The sequence below is a fragment of the Pedobacter sp. GR22-6 genome (assembly GCF_037402555.1).
Taxonomy (GTDB): domain Bacteria; phylum Bacteroidota; class Bacteroidia; order Sphingobacteriales; family Sphingobacteriaceae; genus Pedobacter.
Genome location: NZ_JBBEUC010000007.1, coordinates 271,932 through 286,119 on the forward strand (window position 1 = coordinate 271,932; position 14,188 = coordinate 286,119).

8 protein-coding genes are annotated in these 14,188 nt (G+C 43.7%); 4 read left to right on the forward strand and 4 right to left on the reverse strand.

Annotated elements, in window-relative coordinates; translation table 11 throughout:
* Window positions 1–13 precede the first annotated feature (13 nt).
* Complete coding sequence (locus WAE59_RS25125) at window positions 14–3,208, forward strand: efflux RND transporter permease subunit (protein WP_337858769.1); 3,195 nt, start codon at window positions 14–16, stop codon at window positions 3,206–3,208.
* Window positions 3,209–3,307: 99 nt separating this feature from the next.
* A complete protein-coding gene (locus tag WAE59_RS25130; protein ID WP_337858770.1) occupies window positions 3,308–4,129 on the forward strand; it encodes a hypothetical protein in 822 nt (273 codons plus the stop codon).
* 30 nt (window positions 4,130–4,159) lie between these two features.
* On the opposite strand, the gene lpdA is transcribed toward WAE59_RS25130, so the two are convergent.
* Entirely contained in the window at window positions 4,160–5,566 is a 1,407-nt protein-coding gene (gene lpdA / locus WAE59_RS25135; RefSeq protein WP_337858771.1) for a dihydrolipoyl dehydrogenase, read from the reverse strand.
* Between the two features lie 154 nt (window positions 5,567–5,720).
* On the opposite strand from lpdA, the gene WAE59_RS25140 reads away from it, so the two are divergent.
* Window positions 5,721–7,598, forward strand: a complete 1,878-nt coding sequence (locus WAE59_RS25140; protein WP_337858772.1) for a CocE/NonD family hydrolase — start codon at window positions 5,721–5,723, stop codon at window positions 7,596–7,598.
* 40 nt (window positions 7,599–7,638) lie between these two features.
* Window positions 7,639–9,060 (forward strand): M1 family metallopeptidase, encoded by a 1,422-nt coding sequence (locus tag WAE59_RS25145; protein ID WP_337858790.1) that lies wholly within the window; start codon window positions 7,639–7,641, stop codon window positions 9,058–9,060.
* A gap of 60 nt (window positions 9,061–9,120) precedes the next feature.
* Here WAE59_RS25145 and odhB read toward each other — a convergent pair whose 3' ends face one another.
* From odhB to WAE59_RS25160, 3 genes are all read right to left on the reverse strand, one after another.
* The gene (gene odhB, locus WAE59_RS25150) at window positions 9,121–10,356 is read right to left on the reverse strand and encodes a 2-oxoglutarate dehydrogenase complex dihydrolipoyllysine-residue succinyltransferase (RefSeq protein ID WP_337858773.1); all 1,236 of its coding nucleotides are present in this window, start codon (window positions 10,354–10,356) and stop codon (window positions 9,121–9,123) included.
* A gap of 19 nt (window positions 10,357–10,375) precedes the next feature.
* On the reverse strand, window positions 10,376–13,171 hold the full coding sequence (locus tag WAE59_RS25155; RefSeq protein ID WP_337858774.1) for a 2-oxoglutarate dehydrogenase E1 component: 2,796 nt from the start codon (window positions 13,169–13,171) through the stop codon (window positions 10,376–10,378).
* 65 nt (window positions 13,172–13,236) lie between these two features.
* A complete protein-coding gene (locus tag WAE59_RS25160; protein WP_337858775.1) occupies window positions 13,237–14,115 on the reverse strand; it encodes a MerR family transcriptional regulator in 879 nt (292 codons plus the stop codon).
* Window positions 14,116–14,188 lie beyond the last annotated feature (73 nt).

The window sequence follows — 14,188 nt, forward strand, 5'->3', positions numbered from 1 at the left end:
ATAAAAAAAGAAAATGAAGATAACAGACATATCCATTAAAAGGCCTTCTTTGGTAATTGTGGTTTTTACCGCACTTACGCTGTTGGGGCTACTGAGTTACTTTTCGTTGGGTTATGAATTACTTCCAAAGTTCTCGAACAACGTAGTATCTATCTCGACGATCTATCCAGGCGCATCTCCTGCGGAGGTCGAAAATACAGTAACCAAGAAAATCGAGGATGCCGTATCCTCGATGGAAAATATCAAGAAAATAAATGCCGTTTCATTTGAGAGTTTGTCTACCGTTACCATTACCCTAACGGACAAAGCAAACATTGATATCTCTCTGAATGATGCACAGCGTAAAGTAAACGCCATTCTTTCTGATTTACCAGAAGATGTAAAAACACCTTCCCTGAGTAAATTCTCTCTGGATGACTTACCGGTAATTACCATGACGGCATCTGCCAACATGGACGATGTAACTTTTTACGATCTCATTGACCAAAGGATTGCCCCGGTAATCTCCAGGGTAAGTGGTATTGCCCAGGTAAACCTGGTAGGTGGTTCAGAGCGTGAAATTCAAGTCTCCCTGGATGCCGATAAACTGCAAGGATACGGCTTGGCTGTACCTCAAGTGCAGCAAATGATTTTAAGTTCTAACTTAGACTTCCCTACAGGAAGTGTTAAAACGCAAAATCAGGATGTGCTCATCCGTCTTTCCGGGAAATACAGAAATATAGAAGAGTTGAGAAACCTGGTATTAACGACATCTAAAGACGGGGCTCAAATTCGTTTAGGTGATGTAGCCGATGTTCAGGATTCTCAAAAAGAGACCGTAAAACTAGCGCGTATCAATAGACAAGCCTCTATCGCTATACAAATCATCAAACAGAGTGATGCGAATGCGGTAGAAGTAAGTAAGGGTGTACATACCATTATCGAGAAACTAAAAGGAGACTATGCCGCAAATAAGCTGGACATAAAAATTGTCAACGATAGTTCGATTTTCACCTTAGAATCTGCTGATGCGGTAATCCACGATTTGATCCTGGCGGTAGTATTAGTTGCCTTCGTGATGTTGTTCTTCTTACACAGTTTACGTAACGCTTTGATCGTAATGGTATCCATTCCGGCATCATTGATCGCGACATTTATAGGAATCAGTCTTTTTGGATTTACATTAAACCTGATGTCGCTCCTCGGCCTATCCCTCGTGGTGGGTATCCTGGTGGATGATGCCATCGTGGTTTTGGAAAACATCCAGCGACATATGGAGATGGGCAAGAACAAAGTAAGAGCAGCCTCCGATGCAACCCGAGAGATTGGTTTTACAGTTGTTTCTATCACCTTTGTAATTGTAGTTGTGTTCTTCCCGATTGCAGTAAGTTCGGGTTTGGTATCCAACATCCTTCGCCAGTTCTGCGTAGTGGTAATCATTGCCACATTACTTTCTCTACTCGCTTCTTTCACTATCGTTCCCCTGCTATTCTCAAGGTATGGAAAGTTGGAGCACATTGAAGGCAAGAACGTATTTGGACGCTTTATTCTATGGTTCGAAAAACAGTTAAAGAAATTTACCTTATGGATTACCAATATCCTGAACTGGTCGTTGAACCATAAAGCAATTACACTGATCGGGGTATTTGTTCTATTCTTGAGTTCATGCGGATTATTAGGTGCTGGTTTCATTGGATCTGAGTTTTTCCCTAAATCGGATAAAGGTGAATTCCTGGTTCAGATTGAGTTACCGAAGGATGCTCCATTAGAGCAAACCAACTTCTTTACCCAAAGAGCAGAAGCATTTTTAAGTAAACAACCAGAAATCACACAACTGATCACCACAGTGGGTCAGGCGAGTGGCGACTTTGGTGGTACACAGGCTACAGCGTACAAGTCGGAGATCAACGTAAAATTGGTAGACCGTAAAGAACGCGAGGGCGTATCATCCGATATCTTCGCTACTAAAATGAGTCGTGCGCTTGCTAAGGAACTTGTTGGTGCGAAAGTAAAAACCGTACCTATCAGTATCTTAGGTATCGCAGAGAATGCGCCAATCAGTCTGGTCGTAATGGGCTCTGATCTGGATAGCGTTTTACGCTATGCACAAGGTGCTCAGGCCTTGTTGAAAACCATTCCGGGTGCTACGGAGATCAAGCTTTCCGTAGAGAAAGGAACACCTGAGATCAATGTCCAAGTGGATAGAGATAAAATGTCTGCTGTAGGCCTGACACTCTCAACGGTAGGTTCTACGATGCAAACCGCATTTGCCGGAAACACCGATGGTAAATACAGAAAAGGAGAATACGAGTATGACATCAATATTCAATATCAGGATTTCAATAGAAAAGATATTGATGATGTGCGTAACCTGATCTTCGTAAACGATAAGGGTGCCCAGGTTAAACTGTCACAGTTTGCAAATATCACCGAGGGCTCTGGTCCAAGTCAATTGGAACGTCTGAACAAATCTACTTCTGTATCCGTTCAGGCTCAGTCTATAGGTAGACCTACGGGATCTGTGGTGACCGATTTCCAGGCAAAACTAGAAGAGAAACAGAAGGACGGTAGCCTAAAAGCTCCAGTAGGTGTAAGCTATACCTGGGCCGGTGATCAGGAAAATCAAAGTGAAGGGTTCGGTACATTGGGTATTGCCTTGCTTGCTGCAGTGATCCTGGTATATCTGATCATGGTAGCTTTATATGATAGTTTTGTGTACCCATTGGTGGTGATGTTCTCTCTACCTCTGGCCTTAATTGGAGCCTTGCTGGCATTGGCACTGACCAACAACTCGATCGGTATCTTTACGATCCTGGGTCTGATCATGCTTATGGGTCTGGTAGCGAAAAATGCGATTATCCTAGTCGATTTTACCAACCACCTGAAAGCGGAAGGTAAAGACACTAAGGAAGCATTGGTATTGGCCAACCACGCCCGTTTGCGTCCAATTTTGATGACCACCATTGCCATGGTATTCGGTATGCTTCCAATTGCGTTGGCCAGCGGTGCCGGTGCGGAATGGAAAAATGGTCTTGCATGGGTTATTGTAGGCGGTCTGACCAGTTCTTTATTCCTGACTTTGATTGTGGTGCCGGTAGTGTACCTGATCTTCGACAGGATGCTGGACAAATTTGGATTCAACAAAAAAGGAAAAACCATTGATGAATTGATGGTTGAGCCATATGATCACAAGGACGTACTGGAGTACGATCTTGATCACGGCCATTAATCTTCCAACATCATACTTTTAAAAGAGGAACCCTAAAAAGTTCCTCTTTTTTATTTGGGTCTAAAACAATTATAATTATTTTGTTGTCTTAAACTCATCATGCTGAAATACATTCTTTTAACCACATTTATATTTTGCTGCACACTTTTTTCCCAAGCCCAACATCCTCCGGTATTTGAAGGCATCCAAACCGACACCTCGGTTATCCAGCTCAACAACCTCAAGATCAACCTGGTCAAATACAGCTATGGAAAGCCAAACATCCATTTTCTGGCCATTCATGACGATGAAGATACCGGCATCAGGGCCGCCTTTGAATACATTAGATTTAGCGGAGGCACAATCATTGACAGTCAGTACGGAAATACCAGAAACTATAAGTTTGCCCATAAAGGGTTGAACTTTCAGACGGATCCCAATAGCATTTACTCCTACGAAGGAATCGTAATGGGTCTGGAAAAGTATGGCAATATAGACAGCGATGAGGTAGTAGAAAAACTACAGGAGACTTCCAGGTCTGTACTGGATTATTACCGTGCCGATCAGCATGGCTACATGTTTACCCTCCACAACAATGCAGACGGCGGCTTTGGCATCACTTCTTATTTGAAAGGTTATCCCCTGGAAAAAACAGCAGATTCGGTGCATGTCAACTTCGATATGGATCCCGATGACCTGATCCTCGTGACTGAGCTTGCATTATTTAACAACTTCAAGAAGCAGAATGTGAACGTGGTCTTACAATCGGAAGGTGGACCAGAAGACGGTTCACTCTCTGTATATGCCATGTATAAAAAGATCCCGTACATCAATGTGGAGGTACAACATGGTCACGACTACGAGCATTTGAGGCTGATTGAAATCGCCATCAAAGTATTGCATGAAACTTACCCTCATTTAAAGCAAAAAGCCACAGAATGATCTGTGGCTTCAAAAATATTGTAGAATATTTTAAATATGTATTGCCCTGTTTTCAGTAGCGGCCATTGCTGCTTCTTTAAGTGCCTCTGTATAAGTTGGGTGAGCGTGGCAAATCCTGGCGATATCTTCTGCTGAAGCACGGAATTCCATAGCAACCACTGCTTCTGCGATCATGTCTGCAGCACGTGGGCCAATCATATGTACGCCAAGGATCTCATCTGTTTTGGCATCTGCCAGCACTTTGACAAAGCCATCTGTATCCATACTCGCTTTAGCACGGCCACTCGCTTTGAAAGGGAATGATCCTGCCTTATATTGAACGCCTTGCGCTTTCAATTGCTCTTCCGTATAACCTACAGCAGCAACCTCCGGCCAGGTATACACCACACCCGGGATCAGGTTGTAATTGATGTGCGGCTTTTGTCCGGCGATGCGCTCAGCTACATATACGCCCTCATCTTCTGCTTTATGTGCAAGCATTGCTCCTTTGATGACATCACCGATGGCATAAACTCCAGGTACTGAAGTTTCCAGGTGATCATTTACAGGGATTTTATTTCCTCTTTCTTCAGCTTTGATTCCAATGTTTTCCAGACCAAGACCTTCAGTATACGCCGTACGTCCTACAGCAACAATGCAATAATCGGCATCAAATGTCACTTCTTCACCTTTGGCATTGGTTGCAGATACCGTAACTTTTTCACCTTTTACAGTAGCACCAGTCACTTTATGTCCCATAAAGAACTCCATCCCCAAAGACTTTTTGAGCACGCGCTGAAGTTCTTTACCTAAACCAGCATCCATAGTAGCGATGATAGAAGGAAGGAATTCGATCACAGAAACCTTAGTGCCCAATCTTGCATATACAGAGCCCAGCTCCAGACCAATTACACCACCGCCGATGACGATCATCTGCTTTGGCACCTCAGTGATATTCAAAGCCTCGGTTGAGGTAATGATTCTCTTTTTATCGATTGGCAGGAAAGGAAGTGCCGTTGGTTTAGATCCTGATGCGATGATCACATTTTTCGCAGTTACGGTCTCGGTAGAGCCATCTGCTTTAGTCACCTTAATGGTGTTCTTATCTACAAAAGATCCTACGCCTTCGAAAGCATCGATCTTGTTCTTTTTAAACAAGTATTGTATCCCTGCGGTATTTTGCGATACGACATCATTTTTACGGGCAATCATCTGTGGCATATCCACTTTCAGGTCTTTCAGGTCAATGCCATGTGTCTTAAAAGTGTGTGCAGCATTATGGTAATGCTCCGAAGAATCCAACAGCGCCTTGGAGGGGATGCAACCTACATTAAGGCAGGTTCCGCCAAAGGTTTTATATTTCTCTATCACTGCTGTTTTTAAGCCTAACTGAGCGCATCTGATTGCTCCTACATAACCGCCCGGGCCCGAGCCAATTACAACTACATCGTATTGCATATTAAGGATATTTTTTGTGCCACAAAGTTAGTAAACCTATCCCGAAATACGTTGCTAATTGCAAAGAATGTAAATCTTCCGACAAATTACGACAATCTCTGCTGAAAGATTTTCATTTGCTATATTTGAGTTTTAAGCAACCAACACCATCATCATGACTTTTTTCAAATCTCTATGGCTTACTGCTGTCTCTGTATGCACATTGTCGCCCCTTTTCGCGCAACAGACAGATTCAGCTTACGTTCGTGAAAACTACACGAAGATTGAACGTTACATCACTGTACGCGATGGCATAAAATTGTTCACTTCGATCTATCTCCCGAAAGACCAAAGCAAGAAATATCCATTTTTAATTAACAGGACCCCATATACCTGTGCACCTTATGGCGAGGACAAATACAAGACCAGCCTGGGGAATTTTCCCGCGGAAATGCGTGAAGGCTTTATCTTCGTTTATCAGGATGTCAGGGGCCGCTGGATGAGCGAAGGCAATTTTGATGACATCAGACCTCATGTAGCCAATAAAAAATCAAAAAAAGACATTGATGAGAGTTCTGACACCTATGACACCATTGACTGGCTGGTAAAAAACATCAAAAATAACAATGGAAAGGCGGGAATCTACGGCATCTCCTATCCCGGCTTTTATTCCACAACATCACTACCGGGCGCACATCCTGCTTTGAAAGCAGTTTCTCCACAAGCACCGGTCACCGATTGGTTTATCGGCGACGATTTTCATCATAACGGGGCTTTGTTCCTCATGGACGCCTTTGGCTTCATGAGCAGCTTTGGTGTACCACGACCAAAACCGATCACCCCGGATAAAGGCCCCAAAGGTTTTCAGTTTCCCATTGCAGACAACTACCGCTTCTACCTGGAATCAGGTTCAGTGAAAAACCTGAAAGAAAAATACTTTGCCGACAGCATCCGCTTTTGGAACAACCTCTTTGCACATCCGAACCTGGACACCTTCTGGAAGGCCAGGAATATCCAGCCGCACCTGAAAGGTGTTAAGCCCGCGGTAATGGTTGTCGGAGGCTTCTTTGATGCTGAAGATGCTTATGGCACCTTTGCAACTTATCAGGCGATAGAAAAACAAAATCCGGGAGCCAACAACATATTGGTAGCCGGCCCATGGTTTCATGGTGGCTGGGTACGCAGTGATGGTTCCAGCTTTGGGGACATTCCTTTTGGGCAACCGACAAGTATCCAGTACCAGGAGAAATTCGAACTGCCATTTTTTAAGCATTACCTGAAAGGTGATGGTGATTTTAAAACTGCTGAAGCAAATATCTTCATTACCGGCAGCAATGAGTGGAAGGGATTCAATACCTGGCCTCCAAAAGAAACAGAAGAAAGGACTTTATACCTGCAGCCCAATGGCAAGCTGAGCTTTGAAAAGGTAGGCCGCACAGACAGCTGGGATGAATATGTAAGCGATCCCAATGCACCGGTTCCTTACCAGGACGGGATACAGGCAAAAAGGACACGTGAATACATGATCGATGATCAGCGTTTTGCTGCACGCAGACCAGATGTTAAGGTCTTTCAAACAGACCGTTTGACTGAAGACATTACACTCACCGGTCCTGTTCTGGCTAAACTCGTCGTATCTACTACAGGCTCTGATGCCGATTATGTGGTCAAGCTGATAGATGTTTTTCCGGAAGATGCCGTTACACCCTCCCCCAATCCAAAGGGAATATTAATGGCTGGTTATCAGATGCTGGTTCGCGGAGAGATCATGCGCGGGAAATACCGCAACAGCTTTGAAAAACCGGAAGCGATGGTTCCCGGTCAGATCACTAAAGTCAACTATACGCTGCCTGATGTCGCCCATACTTTCAAAAAAGGCCACCGGGTCATGATCCAGATTCAGAACTCATGGTTTCCCCTGGCGGACAGAAATCCACAGCAGTTCATGGACATCTACCAGGCTGAACCGGCTGATTTCAAAAAAGCCACACACCGCATTTTCCATGATGTCAACAATGCCTCTGCCATTACCGTATCTGTATTAAAACCCTAAGACCGTGAAAAGAATATTCAGTATAGTCCTGACATTGTTGATGAGTCAACTTGCATCTGCACAACTTATGGATGGCAGGCATAAGTACACGAGGGCAGATTCACTCAGAGGCGCATTGACACCCCTCAGAACCTGCTACGACCTCAATTATTACCACCTGGACGTTAAAGTAGATATCGACAATAAGTTCATCAGCGGGAGTAATGAATTTCGTTTTACTGCAACTCGGGCATTCGACCAGCTACAATTTGACCTCTTCAGTAACCTGAAGATAGAGAAGGTTGTTTATATGGGCGCAGAAATTCCGTTTAAAAGGGAATTCAATGCTGTATTCTTGACTTTCCCAACAGCAATAAAAAAGGGCAGCCAATCGAGCTTCAGGGTGTTCTATTCGGGAAATCCGGTAATTGCCAAAAGACCGCCCTGGGACGGCGGCTTCATCTTCAGTAAAGACAGGTCAGGCAACCCCTGGGTATCAGTAGCCTGTCAGGGTTTCGGGGCGAGCTCCTGGTGGCCCAATAAAGATCACCAGAGCGACGAAGTCGATAGCATGATGATCAGCATCAGCGTCCCTAAAGGCCTGCAGGATGTGTCCAACGGACGACTCAGGAATGTTGTCGAAAAACCAGAAGGCTACACGCAGTACAATTGGTTCGTCTCCAATCCCATCAACAACTATAATGTAACACTTTATATCGGAAAATACGCGCATTGGAAAGACCAGTACAAAGGAGAAAAAGGAAACCTTTCCCTTGATTTCTGGGCATTGAAAGAAGACAGTACCCAAGCCCGTCCGCATTGGAATGCAGATGTAAAACCCATGCTAAAATCATTTGAGCACTGGTTTGGCCCCTACCCTTTTTATGAGGATGGCTACAAACTGGTGCAGGCACCACACCTGGGCATGGAACACCAGAGTGCAGTCGCTTATGGCAATCAGTTCAAAAAGGGTTATTTAGGACGTGATCTCTCCGGCAGTGGCTGGGGACTTAAGTTCGATTTCATTACCGTTCATGAAAGCGGACATGAATGGTTTGGCAATAACATCACCTCCAAAGATATCGCCGACATGTGGATTCATGAGAGTTTCACCAATTATTCTGAAGCCTTGTTTATCGAAAGTCTTTATGGTAAAAAGGCAGCAAATGAATATGTAATCGGCATCCGTCAAAACATCGCCAATGACATTCCCATCATTGGGGATTATAATGTGAATAGCGAAGGCTCTGGTGATATGTATTATAAAGGGGCAAATATGATCCACAACATCCGTCAGCTCATCAATAATGATGAAAAATTCAGACGCATCTTACGCGGACTCAACAAAACATTTTATCACCAGACAGTGACGACCAAACAAATTGAGGATTACATCATCAAGGAAAGCGGATTAAAGTTACAGCCCTTATTCGATGAGTACCTGCGAACCACTAAAGTTCCGGATTTCATCAAGACGAAATAACAGCATAAAAAAAGGTCGTGAATCACATCACGACCTTTTTTTTATTATGAATAAACTGGATTAAACTCCCAAAAGCAATCTTGCAGGGTCTTCCAGCAATTGTTTCACCCGAACCAGGAATCCAACAGATTCCCTTCCGTCGATGATCCTGTGATCATAAGATAGTGCCACATACATCATCGGGCGAACCACAACCTCACCTTTTTCAGCGATCGGACGTTCAATGATGTTGTGCATACCCAGTATTGCCGACTGAGGGGCATTGATGATCGGAGTAGACATCATAGAGCCAAACACACCACCGTTGGTGATGGTGAAAGTACCACCTGTCATTTCTTCAATTGTCAATTTACTATCGCGTGCTTTAGTAGCCAGCTCGATCACTGTTTTCTCGATCTGCGCCAGGCTCATGCTCTCTGCATTCCTGATGATCGGAACTACCAATCCTTTAGGTGCAGAAACTGCAATCGAAATATCAGCAAAGTCATTGTAAATGATGGATTCACCATCAATACGTGCATTTACCGCAGGAAAATCTTTCAATGCCTCGCATACCGCTTTGGTAAAAAAGCTCATAAAGCCAAGACCAACACCGAATTTCTCTTTAAACTGATCTTTATATTTACCACGCAGATCCATGATCGGCTTCATGTTTACCTCATTGAACGTGGTCAACATGGCTGTCTCATTTTTCACCGCTACTAAACGTTTGGCTACCGTTTTGCGCAATGGCGACATTTTTTCTTTACGCTCATTTCTGGATCCGGCCACTGCTGCAGGGGCTGCTGCCTTTGGAGCCTCCGCTTTAGCTGCTGGCTGTGCCGCTTTCTGTGCGTTTAAGGCATCTTCTTTAGTGATGCGTCCATCTACACCTGTTCCTTTTACAGATCCGGCATCTACTCCTTTTTCAGCAAGGATTTTGCCAGCAGAAGGGGAAGGGGTACCAGTCGCATAGCTTTCGCCAGATTTCTCTGCTACCGGTGCAGCAGATTTATCCGCAGCGGCAACTGGTGCCTCAGCAGCCGGAGCCGCCTCTTCTTTGGCTTTTGCCGGTGCGGCGCCACCATCTTCAATTTTGCAAACTACAGCACCAATGGCAAGTGTATCACCTTCCGCTGCTACTGTTTTTAAAGTTCCGGCCTGTTCCGCAGTTAGCTCAAAGGTCGCTTTATCAGATTCTAATTCGGCAATCACTTCATCCATTTCTACTGCATCACCATCGTTTTTCACCCAACGCGATAAAACAACTTCGGTTATCGATTCACCTACTGGCGGAACTTTTATTTCTATACTCATAACTGATGTATTATTTTTTCTAATCTACATTATATACTTTACTCACGGATTTTTTAGAGATCTTCTGCTCTTTTTCGGTAACCGGCACCTCAAAAGCCTTGGCCAGAATGTAAGCCTGCTGATCAGCATGCTGTCTTGCAAATCCAGTTGCCGTACTGCTGCTTTCTTTTCTCGAGATCACTTCGATATCATTAAAAGAAGTTTTTCTCAATCTGCGCAGCAGGTATGGCCATGCACCCATGTTTTCAGGCTCTTCCTGTACCCAAACTGCCTCTTCAGCATTTTTATATTTTTTATAAACAGCTTCCATTTGTGCTACAGGAGTAGGATACAATTGCTCTACACGTACAATGGCCACATCCTTGATCTCGTCTTTAGTTTGCTTCTCCAGCAGTTCATAATAGATCTTACCTGTACAGAACAATACCCTTTTCACTGCCGCAGCTTTTACATTTGCATCATCAATCACCTCCAGGAATTTACCATCGGTAAAATCTTCCAAAGGAGATACACAAGCAGGATGACGCAAGAGACTCTTCGGCGTAAACACGACCAAAGGTTTTCTGAAATCACGCTTGAACTGTCTGCGAAGTGCATGGAAGAAGTTCGCAGGTGTTGTACAGTTGGTTACCTGCATGTTATAGTCAGCACAAAGCTCCATAAAGCGTTCAATCCTTGCAGAAGAGTGCTCAGGACCTTGTCCCTCATAACCATGAGGCAATAGCATTACCAAACCATTTTCACGTTGCCATTTGGTTTCTGCACTCGCTATATATTGGTCTACAACAATTTGAGCTCCGTTAAAGAAATCTCCGAACTGTGCTTCCCATATCGTCAGGGCGTTTGGATTGGCCATCGCATAGCCGTATTCAAAACCAAGTACCCCGTATTCCGATAAATGCGAATTATAGATATCAAAAGGAGCCTGTTGCTCTGAAATATTTGCCAATGGGATATACTCTTCTTCCGAATCTTCCAGGGTAATCACCGCGTGGCGGTGAGAGAATGTACCACGTTCCACATCCTGCCCACTCAAACGAACCCGCTTTCCTTCCGCCAATAGCGTACCGTAAGCCAATTGCTCTCCCATAGCCCAGTCAAAAACATGACTGGTGGTTGCCATTTTACTACGCTCCTCAAAAAGCTTTTCAATCTTCTTAAAGAATTTTTTATCTGTTGGAAGTGTACTGATCCTTTTCGCGATTTCCAATAAGGTTGTTTTCTTAACCGCAGTATTTGGTGAAGTTTCAAAATCCTGAGGGGTTGCAATACGCATGTCTGACCATGCCCCACCGAATTTAACATCCTGATAAGTAGAAGTAATTTCTTTCGCTTCGTTCAGGCGCTCCTGTAAAATGCCACGGAATTCTTTTTCCATTTCTTTTGCCAGGCTCGCTTCCATTTTACCCTCACCAATCAATTGCTGGATATAAATGTCACGTGGATTTGCATGTTTTTCAATGCTTTTGTATAATAATGGCTGTGTGAATTTAGGCTCATCAGACTCGTTGTGTCCGAATCTTCTATAGCAAAGAATGTCGATAAACACATCATTTTTATATTTCTGACGGTATTCCATTGCCAGGTTAATGGCATATACCAAAGCTTCAGGATCATCTCCGTTCACATGGAAAACCGGTGAAAGGGTCACTTTAGCAATATCTGTACAGTAGGTACTCGTACGCGCATCTTTGAAGTTTGTGGTGAAACCAATCTGATTGTTGATGACCAGGTGAATGGTACCACCAGTTTTATAACCGTCTAATCCAGCCATCTGGATCACCTCATAGACAATCCCCTGCCCGGCTACAGATGCATCACCATGGATCAGGATCGGCGCAATGCGTGCATCATCGCCACCGTATTTGAAATCTATTTTAGAACGCGTCATGCCTTCTACCACACCATTTACCGTTTCCAGGTGCGATGGGTTCGGACACAAGCTTAAGTGTACATTTTTACCGTTATTGGTTGTAACGTCTGTCGAATAACCCAGGTGATATTTCACATCACCACCAAAAGGAGATTCTGCACTGTAGCCCTTACCCTCAAATTCAGCAAAAATATCTTTATAGGTCTTTTGCATGATATTAGCCAGCACGTTCAAACGTCCGCGGTGCGCCATACCAATTACAAATTCCTCAATGCCCAGTTCAGCACCTTTTTCAATTACCGAATCCAAAGCTGGAATCAGCGATTCTGCGCCCTCCAGGGAAAACCTTTTTTGCCCAAGGAACTTGGTGCCTAAGAAGTTTTCAAAACTTACAGCTTCATTCAGTTTTTTAAGGATTCTTCTCTTCTCATCAATCGAAAAATTTGGTGTATTGCGTACACTTTCCATTTTTCCCTCAATCCACCTCAATACCTCAGGCGTACGAACATATTTATACTCCGCTCCGATAGACCGGCAATAGGTCTGTTTTAAGAAAGCGATGATATCGCTTAATTTCGCAGCACCGATTCCGATTTCAATTCCTGAATTGAATACAACATCGAGGTCAGTTTTCGACAAACCGAAGTTCTCAATATCCAAGGTTGGCAGATGCTGACGTCTTTCCCTTACCGGATTCGTCTGTGTAAACAAATGCCCGCGTTGACGGTATCCATTGATCAGGTTCAGTACGTTAATTTCCTTTAGAAACTGTTCAGGAGTATCTGCACTGACTTCATTCCCGGAAGATCCCCGACCGAAGTCAAAGCCTTCAAAGAACTTTTGCCAGCCAAATTCAACTGAATTAGGGTCTTCTGTATAAGATTGATATAAGGATTCTATGTATTCGGCGTTGGCGCCATTGAGATAAGATAAATTATCCATTATGTATGAATTGGTATAAGTGTTGCAAAATTAGGACTTTTACCTTTAATAACAGGCAAACTTCTTTATAATTCTTCAAGAAACTCGACCATGTCACAGACATTTTTGAGCGGTGTAAGTCGATCTTTTACAAGAATATCAAATTCTGATATCAAACTTCCTGCCACCAACAGCGGCACGTTCAGATTATCCATCACTTTACCGATAATTTTATTGATATCCCTTCCAAGATTTAGGGAGGTCAGGACTATAAATGCATAGTCAGGATGATAAGATTCCACCACCTTTTTCAGGTCGGCATAAGGCACTTCAGGTCCGAGGTAGAGGGTATCCTGACCACATTTTTTCAGGAGGTACCGGGCGAATAACAAACCCGTTTCGTGCATCTCTGCCTCTGGTAAGAAAAGCAGAAAACGTTTTGGATTCGCAATTTTTGGTTTTTCCAGTTTATCAATCTCCACAATGATCCTGTCTCGGATCAGGTTGGCTGCAAAATGCTCATGAGAAGGCTCTATCGTTCCTGTCTGCCAAAGCATCCCTACCCGCTTCATAAAAGGGAAGAGCACCAGATCCATGGTTTTGATCAGGCCCATTTCCGAAATACATCCGGCGAGAATAGCGGAGAATGCTTCTTCATCATAAGCAATGGTTGCCTTAGAAAGACCGATCATTTGCACAGAATCATTGTTCCAGTCCGATTTTAGCTGAGTAACCAAATCTGTGATCTGCGCTTTGCTCATTTTTGCAATCTTGCTGATCTTATAACCATTCTCATTTAAAGCAACCACATTTAGGAGCATCTTCAAATCTTCCTCATCGTAATACCTGATGTTGGTCTGCGTTCGTTTTGGTGGAACAAGGCCATGACGCACCTCCCATGCCCTTATGGTATGCGCTTTAATGCCTATGAGGCCTTCGATATCACTTATAGAGAATATTTTCACACTGCTATTTACAACAAAAGTTAAACAACTCCTTCAAAAAAGCAAGTTTTGTTTAACTTTTTGATTTATGATG